This is a genomic window from [Bacillus] enclensis (genome assembly GCF_001456935.1).
Lineage (GTDB): Bacteria > Bacillota > Bacilli > Bacillales > Bacillaceae_B > Rossellomorea > Rossellomorea enclensis.
The window spans coordinates 1,010,479-1,024,389 of record NZ_KQ758483.1 but is presented as its reverse complement, the minus strand read 5'-3'; the positions used below and the strand labels follow the sequence as shown (position 1 = coordinate 1,024,389).

The following is a 13,911-nucleotide window of genomic DNA, read 5'->3' as shown; positions in this document are numbered from 1 at the left end:
TTTTTTAGGATTTCGTTTTCCTCTTTCAGGGCCTTGAGTTCCTTGTCGTGTGCTTTTTTCAACTTTTCCAATTCGGAAGGAGTGATGTGCTCACCGGATTGTTCAGCAGCCTTTTTCTCATTGTAAAGTTTGACCCAGCGCATCATGGTAGCATAAGGAATCTCTAACTCATAAGCCACTTCAGTCCCTTTTCTACCTTCTTCAGCAACCATTTTAGCTACGTATTCTTTATATTCGTTTGTATAATACTTTCCCATGGATACACGTCCTTATTAATAATAGTTATAGTTATGCCCTATTATCATCTTTGTGTGTCCACTTTTTAGACTAACTTTAGGAATTCGAAGATTCCGGTACGAAATCGAAAGAATAAGTCCGTTTTTCGAAAGATTCCTCCTCAAATTTAAAAGATTAATTCCCAAGACAAATGTAACCAGCCCCGTACCAGCCTAAATCACCGCTTAGAAACCCCAATACACCCTCAAATCGCCTCCAATCCTCACTGAAATAATAAAACTTCCATTAAATACACCTTTTAAATACACCTTTTTAAAACCAAAACTTCATTTCATGTCTTCAATGCCCAATCCCGCAACACACTTTTTTTAAACGCTCCATTCCCCAAATATCGTTATGCCTTTTCAGTCCACAAATCACCGTTTACATCCTATCGAAGCCTCCAAGCCAATTCACAACTACCTCCAATCCTAAATCAAAAAAATAAACCCACTCACGATCCAATCTCACCGTATATTTTCACCCGCTCTCGACGAAGCTGATAACATTGTCCAAAAATGATAAGACAGAAGGGGGCCATTATGATTTTCAAGAAAAATAAGAAGAGTCCCGATAAGAAGAAAACAAAGACCGATGTGCACGAAGTCAAATTGGCTGAGTCCTCATCGGAGTTTATAGAATCGGTCAAAACAAGTTTGCATAACAGCTCTGATGTGGTGGTCATCAATGTGCAGCCTAATCTCACCATCATTTATATAGAAGGCTTGATAGATGGAAACAAGTTCAATCGTGATGTTCTCGGTCAACTTGATGAAACGTCTGTTGAGCCGAAGGTCGTGGAAAGCCAAATGAATTCTGGGGATGTCCAACAAACTCCCGAATTGAAAAAAGCAGTGATCGCTTTGCTCGGCGGGGCTGTCCTGATTCATGTTGAAGGATTCGCAAATGTCGTCTCTGTCATGATCCCAACAACTGACAGGCGCGCTTTATCAAAACCTGAAAATGAATCGATCGTGATCGGCCCGCAGCTTGGATTCAATGAGAGCCTTACTACCAATGTTTCACTGATCCGTCGTTATTTAGTGAATTCCGACCTAACCAATGTATCGATGATTCTCGGTGAACAGACCCGGACTTCGATCTCAGTTATGTACATAGACGGTATCGCATCCAAAGAGATGGTGGAGACGGTCAAACAGCGTATCAACAATATTTCTGTAGACGGAGTTATGGACAGTTCGGTCCTCATGCAGCTGATTGAAGATAACTCGATGAGCATCTTCCCGCTGATGGTGCTGACGGAGCGTCCGGACCGGGCGTGCTCGTGGCTCCTCAACGGAAAAATCATCATTCTTGTAGACGGAAGTTCGCTCGTGATCGGGTGTCCTCAAAGTTTTATCGAATATTTTCAAAGCATGGAAGATCAGAACGTCAAATGGCAGGTAGCTTCCTTTTTTAGGATGCTGCGCATGATCGCGATGCTGCTTTCCGTGTTTTTCACCGCGGTCTATGTTGCTTCCCTGACCTTTCATTATGAAATTATACCCCAGCCGCTCCTCATCCCGTTGAGTGAGTCGCGATCGAGGGTCCCGTTCCCGCCGATCATTGAAGCACTGCTGCTGGAATTCATCATTGAACTGTTGAGGGAGGCAGGAGCGAGGCTTCCGACCAAAGTGGGCCAAACGATGGGTATCGTCGGAGGTATCGTTATCGGAACTGCTGCCGTGGACGCGGGGTTCACCAGTAATATCCTCATCATCATTGTGGCGCTTGGGGCACTGGCTTCATTTACAACGCCAAATTTCATGATGGGTAATGTGATCAGGATTTTGAGATTTCCAATCATTATTCTGGCAGGGTTTTGGGGATTTTACGGAACAATGTTTGCCTTTTGCTTCCTGCTCATTCATCTCTTGAGGCAATCAAGTCTGGGCAGTCCTTTCCTGGCCCCATTTTATCCAGTCAGGTTAAGGGATTGGACGAATAGCATCATACGGCTGCCGCTCTCGATGACGTCGAAGCGCCCTTTCCAGACAAGACCGTTGGATTCCCAGAAGTATGATGAGGAGAAATAAAATAATTAAACTGAAAGGAGACGACTCATGAAAATATCCATCAATCCCCCTCAGCAGTCCCTGATTAACGCCTTCCTTGTCATGTTCATTGTTCATACTGCTCAATTGGGTGTAGGTGTCCAGGGGTTTCAGAGAATCATCTATGCTGAAGCAAAGCACGGAGCATGGATGTCCGTCCTCCTTTCAGGAGTCGTAACGAGCATCATCGGTTTTGTTATCGTGAAAACCTTAAGTCATTATGAGAGTTCAGATATTTACGGTATTCAGCGTGATATATATGGAAAATGGATTGGTACTTTTATCAATCTCGTTTACGTATCCTACTGTCTGGGTGCATTTCTTGTGGTCATCCGGAATTATATTGAAGTAGTCCAGGCGTGGGTATTTCCTGAGGTTCCCACCTGGTTTCTTGCCATAACGTTGCTGATGTTGGTGTTATACGGGGCACTTGGAGGTTTCCGGACCATTGTCGGAGTGAGTTTTTTCAGTGTGTTTTTAGGGATATGGTTAATTGCACTGATTGCTTATCCGCTTAAATTCGCCAACTGGCAAAATGTATTTCCTCTGTTTGATTCACATGCCCTGGAAATTGCAAAAGGGGCTTATGCAATGACCTTCACCGTCATCGGATTTGAACTCATTTATTCCTATTACCCTTTTGTGAAAGAAAAAAAGAAAACCAATCTGTATGTACAGATCGGATTGGCGTTTACGACTCTCATCTATTTGATCATCATGCTCGTATCGCTGACTTATTTCAGCGGAGGACAGCTTGGACGGACGGTATGGGGCACTCTTTCTTTATTTAAAATTGTCCGTCTTCCATTTATCGAGCGCTTTGAATATGTGGCCATTACATTTTGGATGCTCATCATCCTGCCGAATCTCATGCTGTATGTGTGGTCTGCTGCAAGGGGGATGGGAAGAATCTTTCAAAAAAGTGAAAAGTGGTTTCTTTGGATATTTGCAGGTGTTATGTTTATCGTCATCCAATTTTTTGTAACTAGAGAACAGATCAACACCTTAAGTAATAATTTTGCGAAAATATCGTTTTACGTTGTCTACTGCTATCCCGTTATTTTGTACATTCTTGTCATCATTAAGAAGAAAGTAACGAAGAAAGGGTGAGAAGTATGAAATTGATATGCATATCCATTATTGCTGTCCTGATGGTCCTGCAGCTAACTTCCTGTGCGGATCCAAAGACTCTGGAGAAAATCGGGATGATCACAACAGTAGGGTATGACAAACTTGATGAAGGCATACACACGACGATGCTCATCCTGGAAACAGATCCTAAATCAATGGAGAGCACAAATGTCATCTCAACTGATGGATTAACGAGTAAAGGGGCAAGAATCAAGGCAAATCAGAAATCACCGAAAAAGTTGATGTCGGGTCAGCTGCGCGTGGCACTTTACAGTAAGGAAGTGGCGGAAGACGGACTCATCAACCTGGCGGATACCTTAAGCAGGGATCATTCTATCAGTGATCTGACGTATCTCGCTGTGGTGGACGGGAAAGCGAGTGACGTACTCGGGCGAAAATATGAGCAATTCTCCGACCCGGGGCAATATGTATTTAAAGAAATAGAACAGAACATCAAGGGAGAAACGATTCCTTCTCCGACACTCCATGAAATGCTACATGATTATTATTCTGTCGGCGTCGACCCGATCCTGCCGCTCATAAAAATGGAAAACGACATCATCAGCATTGCCGGAATGGCCATTTTGAAAAACGACAAAATGGTGGGGACGATCACACCAACGCAGGCATTCTACGTCAAATTGGTAAATGACCATTACGAGGCAGGCAATTTTGAAATGATTCTCAGAAATGGGGAAAATGCAAGCTTGATGAAAGGTCAAGACTCTTCGTCGCAAGTTGCCATCGCGCTCGATACAATCAAAAGCAAAAGTAAAATCCAACTTGCAGACCAAGAGAAGAATGAGTTCGATTTAAAAATTTCCATGAATGCCCGGCTGCAGGAAATCAATCGAACAATCGATTTGACGAACCCCAAAAACCTGAAGTTGCTGGACGAAAAAATCAGTGAATCCATGAAGAAGGAAATTGAAGAGTTGATCAAGAATTGTCAATCGGTTGGTTCAGATGTATTCGGATTTGGGGAAGTGTATCGCAGCTCCGTCCCTCATTCTGATTTAACAAGGAAAAAATGGCATTCCATGTATAAAGATATGAAAGTAAATGTTGGGGTCGACTTTACGATTGTCAGGACGGGTGTGGTGGAATAAGTTTTCTGTTGAACGAGAAGATGTTGATTGAAGAGACTCATGGGGGTGGGTCTCTTTTGGGGTAAGGAATCAGGGGGAGGGTGCAGGCTTTTTTGTGAATAGAAGGAGCTTTGCGTTTGGGTATTTTGGGTAAGTGGCGGAATTAATCGTATAATTCAAAGATTATCGATGTGAATTCGAAGATTCCGGCCCAAAATCGAAAGAAAAAATCCATTTTTCGAAAGATTACCTGCCAATTTCAAAATAATATCCAAAATATGTAATATTTGCGCCCCAAAAAACTCAAAAAATCACCTAAAAGCCCCCTTAAGCCCCGCCTTAAAATTCAAACAGTACCTACAATCCCCTCAAGCATCGCCAAAGACTCAAATAGTACTCAAAAACAGATCCAATCACCGCTTCAAGATTCAAAAGTACCCAAATACAGCCCCATTCTCATCCCAAGCCGACCAAAAACCCGCCCCAAGGCTGCCGCACCCCAAACCACCCCAAACCTCACAAATAGAACCCCCTTTAACAGAAATCTCCTTAACAAATAACAACAAATCCCTGTTATAGTTAAAATAGAATAAATGGATTGATGACAATTGTAGGGGAAATGATCTATGAAAAAGATAAAAAGTATTCTGTTTATGCTGCTTGGGATCGTATCGCTTGGAATTGGGCTTGCCGGCACGGTGCTGCCTGTCCTTCCTGGCGGTCCGTTCTATTTATTTGCTGCTTTTTGTTTTGCCAAAAGTTCGAAGCGGATTGATGCATGGTTTAAAGGAACCAAAATATACAATAAATATGTCCTCGCCTTCCTTCAAAAGAAGGGATTGACTCTTAAAGAGAAAATCCGGATCAATCTGACGGCCGATTTCTTCATTTTGCTGTCTGTTCTGTACGTGGACATCCTGCTTGTCAGGATCATAATGATTGTACTGGCGTTGTACAAACATTATTATTTTGTGAGAAAAATAAAGACCCTTCCTGCCGATCGGCAAGGTGATGAGGTGAATGAAGCGAACTGACGCGGGAGCGGCCACTTTTACCGGCTGTTTTCAACCACATAAAAAGGGACGGCGCCCGGCTCTGCAGCCTGGGCTCGTCCCTTTTAAATAGCCTTCAAGTAACGGCCTATAATTTAGTTCATAGCTTTTAACTCCCCGGTCAGCCTCAGGAATTCATTCTTGTCTCCGTCTCGCAATGCCCGGTCGATGTTCTGCTCAATCTGCTCTTTTCGGAATAAAAGCAGAGCTTTATCCAAAATCATTTCTGCCATTAAAGAGTCCAGTGTGATTAAATCAGGCTTTGGTGCGTTTAGCAAGTACTTCTTCATAAGAATCAACTCCTTGACCTTTTTTCTATTATACTAACTATTTTCTTAATTTTCAAACTTTTTCTAAAAAAATTACTTTCGATCGCCGGTTTGCTAATCCGCCTTAGAAGAAGGAGCACTTGGCAAATACTATTCGATCTAAGAAAAAAGGGTCCTCTGTGGATTTTGAATGTTTACGGTTCGTAATCGGGACTGAAACTGATAAAGTCAAAAATAAAACAAGCAGGGATCCTAACCCCTGCTTGTTTTATTCGTTATCTTGCTTTTTTTCGTTATAATATTGAACTGAGGTCATAGCACCTTCACTGACCATCGAATTGTCCTCAATATTCTGGGGATCTGGATTACCGCCTTTATCTACCGGCAGGTCTTCGGATTTGCGTTTTTTAATTTTAGTCATCAAACCCTCTTTCATATTGTGCAGATGGTTTCTGTTTTCTTTGGAAGAAAGCAGCCAGCCTAATGAACCTGCTGTTACAGTAGCTCCGACTAATAATGTTTTATTAACTTTCATGTATTTTCTCCTCCTAAAACCTTTTGTCTTGTGTTTGGTTTTGTTATTCCCCTCATCGCTCCTTTTAAACATATTTGAGCATCCAATAACTAGCAATGGTTCTAGAAGGATCTTTCGAAAGAGCGTACTTATAATAAAAAAACATGGGTTATAATATTTCTAATTAATGGAATAATATCACCATGATATTCAGTCGGGAAAGGTGATATTCATGAGAAAAGTGACAGGTAAACAATTGTCAGCCATCATTTACATTAGCGGGGGCATGATGACAGTGATTGCGGTTGTCGTCTCCATTATCCAAACCAATACGATCATCAAAGCGATAAAAAAATACAGTCCGTATAATTAAAGTGCTTTTGGTTGCAAAGATCAGGATTTGTAAGCACAATGAAAGCATAGGAGGGATGAAGGATGAAACTGAAAGGGAAGAAGATCATTCAGCTTGTAAGCGCGGATTTTGAAGACCTGGAATTATGGTATCCCGTTCTCCGTTTAAGGGAGGAAGGTGCCGAAGTACATATTGCAGGGGAAAAGGCAAATGAGGAATACATAGGAAAGTACGGTGTTCCAATCGTCAGCGACCTGACATTTGGAGACGTGAACCCTGAAGAGTATGATGCGGTACTTGTCCCGGGCGGATGGTCTCCTGATAAACTGAGGAGATTCCCGGAGGTCATTGAAATGGTTAAAGCCATGGATTCAAAGAAAAAGCCTATCGGACAGATTTGTCATGCCGGCTGGGTATTGATATCTGCCAAGATACTGAACGGTGTAAAAGTCACAAGTACCCCGGGGATCAAAGATGACATGGTAAATGCCGGTGCCACATGGGTGAATGAACCGGTTGTAGTTGACGGTCACATCATTTCGAGCCGCCGGCCGCCTGATCTGCCGGATTATATGAGGGAATTTATAAACGTAATGGCTGAATGAAAAAATGCAGAAGTCATCCGGGTAAGGACGGCTTCTGCACTTTTTAAGCTATTTTTTATTCCGCTGTCTTTTATCCTCGTCTTTCACTCTTGCTACAAACGTCTGTTTGAACGATTGATGAGTCGTAATGGCCGCTCCCGTGCAGATGAACCCATTGGCGATTCCGTTGAAATCCAATCCGAGTGTTGAAGTGCTGGCTGCCACACCAGCGGCCAGCAGGATCCAGATGATGAGCCAGTCAGGAATATGCGGTGTTTTCTTCAGTGCAAAACCTAATACCCATAAAGCCGGCACAAGAATCGTTAATTGAGGATGAATGGTGATGCCGCTCAGTAAATCAGTCAAGTGCAGCCCTCCTTTTGAATAAGCCTGCTACTAGTCTATTCAGTCCACTTGGAGGTTCATGACTGATTGGACAACATTTTTCAGGAGGATGGGAAAGACAGTTTAATGTTAAAAGTGACAATGGAAACCTTCAATGATAAAATATGAATGACTTTATAGAGTAGGAGTTGTTTTAAATGGCGAAAAAAGGATACATACAATTTCAAACAGGTGAAAAGGTGGAATTCGATCTTTTCCCGAATGAAGCACCAGGCACTGTTGAAAACTTTGAAAAACTTGCTAAAGAAGGATTCTATGACGGTTTGACTTTTCACCGTGTCATCCCAGGTTTCGTGAGCCAAGGTGGATGCCCGAATGGAAACGGGATGGGTGGTCCAGGCTACACAATCAAATGTGAAACAGAAGGAAACCCTCATAAGCACGAGGAAGGTTCCCTTTCCATGGCGCATGCCGGCAAAGATACAGGCGGAAGCCAATTCTTCATCGTTCATGAACCTCAGCCGCACCTGAACGGCGTTCATACTGTTTTTGGAAAAGTAACATCCGGTATGGATATCGTGAAGTCCATGAGAAATGGGGATGTAATGGAGAAAGTCGAAGTATTCGACGCGTAATCATTTCCTGAGATTTTACGGTTGAAATTCCGGGTCAAATGATATACTATATACTATACAAGCTGCGTTGTACGTAATCATAATGAAGTTTTAACCTTTAAACTGTAACAGGGAGTTTTATATCGAAGCCGGAATGTCAAGCCTCCGCGATAGAGGACGACAGGAAATCTTCTGCAAACACCCACTTTGAGGAGTGGTGGTTTAAAACTTTCTTATCTAAAATTACGGCAAATGTGGCTCTAACTTTTTTAACATCAGGCCAGTTCTTTTAAAGAGCTGGCCTTTTATCTTGTATATTTTAAAAGTGTGAATTTTTTGAAAGGTATATTATTGAAGGGGGACTTATCATGAAAGAAACGTTTGAAGGGTTTCTTGAAGAATTTCTGGCTGCGTGGAAGAAGTCATCGATTATTGAGATGGAAAGGTACATATCCCGTGATTACCAAGCCAGGGAAATATCTAATGGGGAAATATTCGATTTCGGCTATGAAGAATCGATAAACGGGTGGAAGCAGGGGTTTCAATTTGTTAATGAGAACGAAGCTAAGTGGGATATCAACCAACTATACACCCTCCCTCTAAGGGAAGATGAAGTAATGGCCGTTTTATCAGCAACGATCATCATAAAAGGAAATTCGATGGCAACTGCTAATGTGTTCTTTAACACATTCAAAAAAGTAAAAGGTTCTGGTTGGAAGCTGGTAAGAAGCTACATAGAAGCAGGTGTTCCTGTTGAGAATGTTCACGAAATTACTCTAAAAAAGAAAGGGTTGTCGTTATGAATATGAGTTCACGAAAAGAGACGGCAGTGTCATTTCTGCAGATGGTGGCTGCGGGGGATGTACGGGAAGCGTTCGTACAATTTACAAGCGGTGAATTCCTTCATCATAATCCTTATTTCCGCGGAGATGCAGAATCCATCATCCTGGGGATGGAGGAAAATGCCCATAAGAACCCTGAAAAGATGTTCGAGGTCAAACATGCGTTGGAGGAAGGAGAAAGAATTGCGGTTCATTCTCATGTAAGGCAGCATCCTGGGGATATTGGTGCGGCTGTTGTTCATTTGTTCCGTTTTGAAGGTGAGAGGATTGTGGAGATGTGGGATGTCGGGCAGCCGATCCCGAGTGAATCACCGAATGAGAATGGGGTCTTTTAAGATTGATTATCCATGCAAAAATTGGGGGGGACAAGTGTGCCTGTACAGTATTTGAGCTTCAAGGAGAGGCGGATCGACCCTGCTGATTTGATGAGGTTATATAGACAAGCAGATTGGTGGGAAGAAAGAGAAGAGACTCAGATCAAGAAAGTCCTCAATGGTGGTATTGCGGTGGGTGCCTGGAATGACAATGAACTCATTGGATTCGCAAGGGCAGTGAGTGACGGGGAATTCAGGGCATATATTGAAGATGTGGTGATGAATGAGGAATATCGGAAGACAGGGATTGGCACTATGATGGTCTCCAGATTGCTGGATGAGCTTACTCACATCGATATCATCAGTTTATTTTGTGAAAAAGACTTGATTCCCTTTTACGAAAAAAACAACTTTAAAATGAGCAGTCGTCAACATATTATGCACCGTAAGAAAAGGTAATGGACGGAGTAAGAGGTGAAGGGAATTGAAAATACATATGAAGCCTGAATCTGAGACGATCAAGCGTTGGACCGAAGCATTTATCCCTGAAAAAGATTTGTTCTTTCTGACGGAAAATGAACTCGTGAATCTTGAAGAGTACCTAGATCACGTTTTAGTCATTCCGAAAGAAGAATTTTCAGCCAACTCTACTTATAATCAGATTCAATGGCAAAACAGCTATACATATTGGAACTTATCTAAAAATGTTGAATTTGTCATTGTTGCAGAGTCAAGTTGGGTGGGCAGGCTTCCTAGAGCAAGAAGAAAACAGTTATTTCACAGTCAAAAAGAAGCTGGAAGTGGACTGATTTATGAGGTCTCACAGAACAGGATTGATGACTCGATACCACATGAGCATCTTCTGAAGTCAGGTGGAAAACAGTTCATCGTTCTGCAGAAAGCCATGTGGGAAGAGCTCAGATATGAGGTTAAGAGAGACCTTATCAGTGAGATTGCACAGCAGGGGGAAGAATGGGTTTGTTACGGGCATTCACTGGAATCTCACCCGCACTTGCAGAAATATGCAAATGTCTTTCCTTCTTCCGGGGGAGGCAATTGTTTGGCGGCAACATTATTTGCGATTATCCGGCATGAGTGGATCATCAATGAGTGGGTCCATCCAAAAACGTTCAGTCTGGGGTTGAAGAGAGCGAATTACCATCAGATCGCGCACGGAGAAATAAGGGATGGTGACGTTGTGACATGGGAAAATGAGAATGGCATCATTCAGCATGCATCTTTTTGTATAGGTGATAATAAATTCTTTAATAAAAGTGGGCAAACATTTTTTAATGCGTGGAAGATTGTTGATTCAGCAGATCTGGAAGATATGTGGAGTTCATATACGATGAAGATATTCCGAAAAACTGGTGGTATCATAAAGTAACTTTTTTGGCAGAGTCAATACCGGTAAGGAGTACTGTATAACACTTCGCTTACAGTGGGAGTCTTGCACTCCAATCAACCGTTGGATGAGCTAAAACCTATATGTACAATGAACAAATTAAAAACCCGAACTAATTTGCCTCACCTCATGCAAATTAGTTCGGGTTTTTTTGACTAAATCATTTTTTCCCAGCACCATGTTTAAAACTCTCTTTTCCAAATATTTTATATTCTTTAAAAGTTCCTGTCCCTTTTTGATTTCCTTTTAAAAAACCAGATGGTCACGCCAATCAGAATCAGAATGATGGCCAATGGGATTATAAGGAATATTGAAAATCCTGCTGTTTCAAGCATTGAAGTTCCTCCCCCAGTATATAAAAAATATTTGTGATAACAACTCTATTCCCGGGATCCCTTCCATTAAAACCTTTAAATTTGTTCAGATAGCCCCTTCTTGGACCCAGGAAAATGAGTAAAGAGCGGGCTTATACAGTTTTTTAGGAGTATAAGTTTCTCTATCAATCTGTCAAAACTCAGGTATAATAGTAATTGATTTTTATTTATTCTTATTATTCATCCTATTTTGAAACTATACTTAACGGAGGCATTGCCGATGGACCATTCTGGTTTATTCAACGGTTTACTCATAAATCTACTTGTCATTCTGATAATGATTTTATTGGCAAGCTTTTACCATCTTTCGCGACAACGAGTATATAAGGTTCAAATAAATTTTTTTCCTATCTATTTAATCAGTACATTTTTGATTTTTCTCAGCCTGCTCCTGTCTGTAAAGCTTAAAGACGGATTCTTTTATGATTTGCGATTCATCCCTTTTCTCCTCGGCGGCATATATGGGGGGAGAAAGATGCTTCCATTACTGGCAATTACGATGATAGCTGTCCGTCTTCCTTTTATGGGACCCGGCTTTTTCATTACGGTCGTCATCACCATTATTTCAACAGTTGCCATATACTATTTGACACCTAATCTATCAGGTAAGGCCTGGGTAAAGAGGGTTTATTGGTTTACGTTCTTTTCATTCGGATATTCCGTTCTTGGTCTTTTGCTCCCTTCAATATTTTTCGGTTTTAATGATTACTCGGCATTCTTGATTTATTCTGCGACATTGACGGGTTCGACCTTTTTTGTCTTTTATTTAAGTGAAATGATCCGTACAACCTATATTCTTCAGCTTGAAGCAATTAAATACGAGAAAATGCAGGTGGTCAGCCAACTTGCTGCGAGTATGAGTCATGAAGTGAGGAATCCCCTTACTACGGTTAAAGGCTTCCTGCAATTGATCAATGAAAACCCCGCGGATGCACCAACGAATACAGAACTATCAAAGATAGCGGTCAGTGAAATAGACAGGGCAACGGAAGTTATCAATCAATACTTAAATTTTGCAAAACCACATCCTGACAGGGAAGTTGACGTGGATGTGACCAGGGAAATCAGTCATACACAGGAAATCATCATGCCCCTAGCGGTTAATAAAGGAATAACTGTTGAAGCTGAACTCTTGCATCAGCATTCCATTAAAGGTGACCCCAATAAGCTGCAGCAGGTTCTCATCAATGTGATGAAAAACGGGATCGAAGCAATGGAGTCAGGAGGGGCACTGGAAATTTGCAGTTATGAAGAAGACGGCATGCTATGCATCATCATCAAAGACAATGGAATCGGAATGACGAAAGAACAAATAACACGACTTGGCGAACCTTATTATTCATTGAAAGGTAAGAACGGAACGGGTCTTGGAATGATGACCGTCTTTCAATTGGTAGATGGCATGAACGGTACAGTAAGAGTAGTGAGTAAGAAGAATAGGGGTACATCCATCATCCTGTCCTTTCCGATTTCCTGCAGAGTTTATGAAAAAGAGACAAAGGTTATGTAAGAAAAGGCCAGTCCTTCTTTGCGATCAAGGCACAGAGGAACTGGCCTTCTGTGGGCAAACACACATTTACTGTCTTCCTTGCATATCATATCGTGGTAAAAAACAGAAGGGAATGAGTGTAAATGTATTATCCTTATCATACTTATGCCGATCACTTGTCGAGGGGTGAACAAGATCAACAACAAGTACTGAAGCTTCTTTTTTCAGGTATACAAAGTAAAGCAGCTGCGGTCGATTTTTACAGCCGGATGGCAGGTTTGGCGCCAGATGAAGAACATAGAAGCAACCTCGTCAGAATAGCTGAAGACGAAAGGGAGCAGTGGCAGCAGTTGACAGGTCTTTATACTTCGATGACTGGTGCAGAGCCGATGTACAACGTACAGCAGGTTCCCTTTTACAGTTACCTTGAGGGTCTTCAAAGAGGTTATGAGTCGGAGCTTGAAAGCTATGAACACTACAGATTGGGTACCTTGCTTACTAGTAATCCCGCGATATATGAAACATTATTGAATGCATGCATGGGCGATTGGGAGCATGCAGATTGTTTGAACCATTTGAAATCCTCCCTTGAAAGCAGGATGGATTTCGGACCTGAACCGTTCGCTGTTAATATTGATGATGCAACACTCCAGAATAATAATTTCAGGACAGCATTATGGACCGGGCAACATCTTCAGGTAACATTGATGAGTATTGGTGTAGGGGAGGATATAGGACTTGAAAACCACCCAAATCTCGATCAGTTCCTCCGAATCGAACAGGGGCGGGGAGTAGTCCAGATGGGGGATGATCCGAATAACCTGAATTTCCAGCGGAATGTGGAAGAAGACTTTGCGATTGTGATTCCAGCAGGGAAATGGCATAACCTTACCAATACGGGAAATGAGCCTCTAAAGCTTTATTCCATCTATGCACCTCCTCAACATCCTAAAGGCACTGTCCACAAGACTAAGGCAGATGCAATGGCGGCCGAGGAAGCTGAACATGGCAGGAAGTACTTTGGATCTTTTTGGGGTTAGTTGCGGGGATGAAGTTGAGAAGAGATTATGCCTATCCGAAATAATTAATTTACAAATACAAGAAAAAATGAGATAATAATGAAAATGTGTAAGGGGGAAAGTAAGTTTATGGAACCAACAAATTGCTAAACATTAATTTTATTTAAAATTAATAGGGATTTTATTCAG

At 41.9% G+C, this 13,911-nt stretch carries 17 protein-coding genes and 1 other RNA gene; 14 read left to right on the top strand and 4 right to left on the bottom strand.

Annotation, left to right across the window (positions count from 1 at the left end):
- The coding region (locus tag AS034_RS12745; protein ID WP_058298711.1) for a transposase at positions 1-257 on the bottom strand (257 nt) is incomplete at its 3' end.
- Positions 258-818: 561 nt separating this feature from the next.
- Between AS034_RS12745 and AS034_RS12740 the strand changes: the two genes are divergently transcribed.
- The 4 genes from AS034_RS12740 to AS034_RS12725 all read left to right on the top strand — a co-directional run bounded on the left by AS034_RS12740 (position 819) and on the right by AS034_RS12725 (position 5,583).
- Positions 819-2,312, top strand: coding sequence for a spore germination protein (locus AS034_RS12740; protein WP_058298710.1), 1,494 nt, complete (start codon positions 819-821; stop codon positions 2,310-2,312).
- A 27-nt stretch (positions 2,313-2,339) separates the two neighbouring features.
- Positions 2,340-3,440, top strand: coding sequence for a GerAB/ArcD/ProY family transporter (locus AS034_RS12735; RefSeq protein ID WP_058298709.1), 1,101 nt, complete (start codon positions 2,340-2,342; stop codon positions 3,438-3,440).
- 5 nt (positions 3,441-3,445) lie between these two features.
- Positions 3,446-4,570: a Ger(x)C family spore germination protein gene (locus AS034_RS12730; protein ID WP_058298708.1), complete on the top strand. Its 1,125-nt coding sequence runs from the start codon at positions 3,446-3,448 to the stop codon at positions 4,568-4,570.
- Between the two features lie 605 nt (positions 4,571-5,175).
- Complete coding sequence (locus AS034_RS12725) at positions 5,176-5,583, top strand: YbaN family protein (protein ID WP_058298707.1); 408 nt, start codon at positions 5,176-5,178, stop codon at positions 5,581-5,583.
- 113 nt (positions 5,584-5,696) lie between these two features.
- On the opposite strand, the gene AS034_RS12720 is transcribed toward AS034_RS12725, so the two are convergent.
- A complete protein-coding gene (locus AS034_RS12720) occupies positions 5,697-5,891 on the bottom strand; it encodes an IDEAL domain-containing protein (RefSeq protein ID WP_058298706.1) in 195 nt (64 codons plus the stop codon).
- A 247-nt stretch (positions 5,892-6,138) separates the two neighbouring features.
- On the bottom strand, positions 6,139-6,405 hold the full coding sequence (locus AS034_RS23415) for a hypothetical protein (protein ID WP_032088310.1): 267 nt from the start codon (positions 6,403-6,405) through the stop codon (positions 6,139-6,141).
- 211 nt (positions 6,406-6,616) lie between these two features.
- On the opposite strand from AS034_RS23415, the gene AS034_RS22750 reads away from it, so the two are divergent.
- Both AS034_RS22750 and AS034_RS12710 read left to right on the top strand, forming a co-directional pair.
- Positions 6,617-6,757, top strand: a complete 141-nt coding sequence (locus AS034_RS22750; protein ID WP_156416143.1) for a hypothetical protein — start codon at positions 6,617-6,619, stop codon at positions 6,755-6,757.
- 62 nt (positions 6,758-6,819) lie between these two features.
- Positions 6,820-7,341 (top strand): type 1 glutamine amidotransferase domain-containing protein, encoded by a 522-nt coding sequence (locus tag AS034_RS12710; RefSeq protein WP_032088311.1) that lies wholly within the window; start codon positions 6,820-6,822, stop codon positions 7,339-7,341.
- A 48-nt stretch (positions 7,342-7,389) separates the two neighbouring features.
- Here AS034_RS12710 and AS034_RS12705 read toward each other — a convergent pair whose 3' ends face one another.
- On the bottom strand, positions 7,390-7,686 hold the full coding sequence (locus AS034_RS12705; RefSeq protein WP_244888148.1) for a phage holin family protein: 297 nt from the start codon (positions 7,684-7,686) through the stop codon (positions 7,390-7,392).
- A 176-nt stretch (positions 7,687-7,862) separates the two neighbouring features.
- On the opposite strand from AS034_RS12705, the gene AS034_RS12700 reads away from it, so the two are divergent.
- The 8 genes from AS034_RS12700 to AS034_RS12670 all read left to right on the top strand — a co-directional run bounded on the left by AS034_RS12700 (position 7,863) and on the right by AS034_RS12670 (position 13,743).
- Positions 7,863-8,300: a peptidylprolyl isomerase gene (locus AS034_RS12700; protein WP_032088312.1), complete on the top strand. Its 438-nt coding sequence runs from the start codon at positions 7,863-7,865 to the stop codon at positions 8,298-8,300.
- 56 nt (positions 8,301-8,356) lie between these two features.
- A non-coding RNA gene (gene ssrS, locus AS034_RS22365) (6S RNA) lies at positions 8,357-8,544 on the top strand.
- A 103-nt stretch (positions 8,545-8,647) separates the two neighbouring features.
- Positions 8,648-9,082: a hypothetical protein gene (locus tag AS034_RS12695; RefSeq protein ID WP_058298705.1), complete on the top strand. Its 435-nt coding sequence runs from the start codon at positions 8,648-8,650 to the stop codon at positions 9,080-9,082.
- Positions 9,079-9,456 (top strand): nuclear transport factor 2 family protein, encoded by a 378-nt coding sequence (locus tag AS034_RS12690; protein WP_058298704.1) that lies wholly within the window; start codon positions 9,079-9,081, stop codon positions 9,454-9,456. Before AS034_RS12695 ends, AS034_RS12690 begins: the two co-directional genes overlap by 4 nt.
- A gap of 36 nt (positions 9,457-9,492) precedes the next feature.
- Entirely contained in the window at positions 9,493-9,894 is a 402-nt protein-coding gene (locus AS034_RS12685) for a GNAT family N-acetyltransferase (RefSeq protein ID WP_141687709.1), read from the top strand.
- A gap of 25 nt (positions 9,895-9,919) precedes the next feature.
- The gene (locus AS034_RS12680; protein ID WP_058298703.1) at positions 9,920-10,822 is read left to right on the top strand and encodes a hypothetical protein; all 903 of its coding nucleotides are present in this window, start codon (positions 9,920-9,922) and stop codon (positions 10,820-10,822) included.
- An 867-nt stretch (positions 10,823-11,689) separates the two neighbouring features.
- Positions 11,690-12,724 (top strand): sensor histidine kinase, encoded by a 1,035-nt coding sequence (locus AS034_RS12675; protein WP_162266031.1) that lies wholly within the window; start codon positions 11,690-11,692, stop codon positions 12,722-12,724.
- Between the two features lie 122 nt (positions 12,725-12,846).
- Positions 12,847-13,743 (top strand): cupin domain-containing protein, encoded by an 897-nt coding sequence (locus tag AS034_RS12670; RefSeq protein WP_058298701.1) that lies wholly within the window; start codon positions 12,847-12,849, stop codon positions 13,741-13,743.
- Positions 13,744-13,911 lie beyond the last annotated feature (168 nt).

What these genes read in the sequence shown, in the direction of transcription:
- AS034_RS12725 (WP_058298707.1), top strand. Translation starts at nt 5,176, where the DNA reads ATGAAAAAGATAAAAAGTATTCTGTTTATGCTGCTTGGGATCGTATCG.
- AS034_RS12710 (WP_032088311.1), top strand. Translation starts at nt 6,820, where the DNA reads ATGAAACTGAAAGGGAAGAAGATCATTCAGCTTGTAAGCGCGGATTTT.
- AS034_RS12720 (WP_058298706.1), bottom strand. Translation starts at nt 5,891, where the DNA reads ATGAAGAAGTACTTGCTAAACGCACCAAAGCCTGATTTAATCACACTG.
- AS034_RS12735 (WP_058298709.1), top strand. Translation starts at nt 2,340, where the DNA reads ATGAAAATATCCATCAATCCCCCTCAGCAGTCCCTGATTAACGCCTTC.
- AS034_RS22750 (WP_156416143.1), top strand. Translation starts at nt 6,617, where the DNA reads ATGAGAAAAGTGACAGGTAAACAATTGTCAGCCATCATTTACATTAGC.
- AS034_RS12700 (WP_032088312.1), top strand. Translation starts at nt 7,863, where the DNA reads ATGGCGAAAAAAGGATACATACAATTTCAAACAGGTGAAAAGGTGGAA.
- AS034_RS23415 (WP_032088310.1), bottom strand. Translation starts at nt 6,405, where the DNA reads ATGAAAGTTAATAAAACATTATTAGTCGGAGCTACTGTAACAGCAGGT.
- AS034_RS12670 (WP_058298701.1), top strand. Translation starts at nt 12,847, where the DNA reads ATGTATTATCCTTATCATACTTATGCCGATCACTTGTCGAGGGGTGAA.
- AS034_RS12675 (WP_162266031.1), top strand. Translation starts at nt 11,690, where the DNA reads ATGCTTCCATTACTGGCAATTACGATGATAGCTGTCCGTCTTCCTTTT.
- AS034_RS12695 (WP_058298705.1), top strand. Translation starts at nt 8,648, where the DNA reads ATGAAAGAAACGTTTGAAGGGTTTCTTGAAGAATTTCTGGCTGCGTGG.
- AS034_RS12690 (WP_058298704.1), top strand. Translation starts at nt 9,079, where the DNA reads ATGAATATGAGTTCACGAAAAGAGACGGCAGTGTCATTTCTGCAGATG.
- AS034_RS12730 (WP_058298708.1), top strand. Translation starts at nt 3,446, where the DNA reads ATGAAATTGATATGCATATCCATTATTGCTGTCCTGATGGTCCTGCAG.
- AS034_RS12740 (WP_058298710.1), top strand. Translation starts at nt 819, where the DNA reads ATGATTTTCAAGAAAAATAAGAAGAGTCCCGATAAGAAGAAAACAAAG.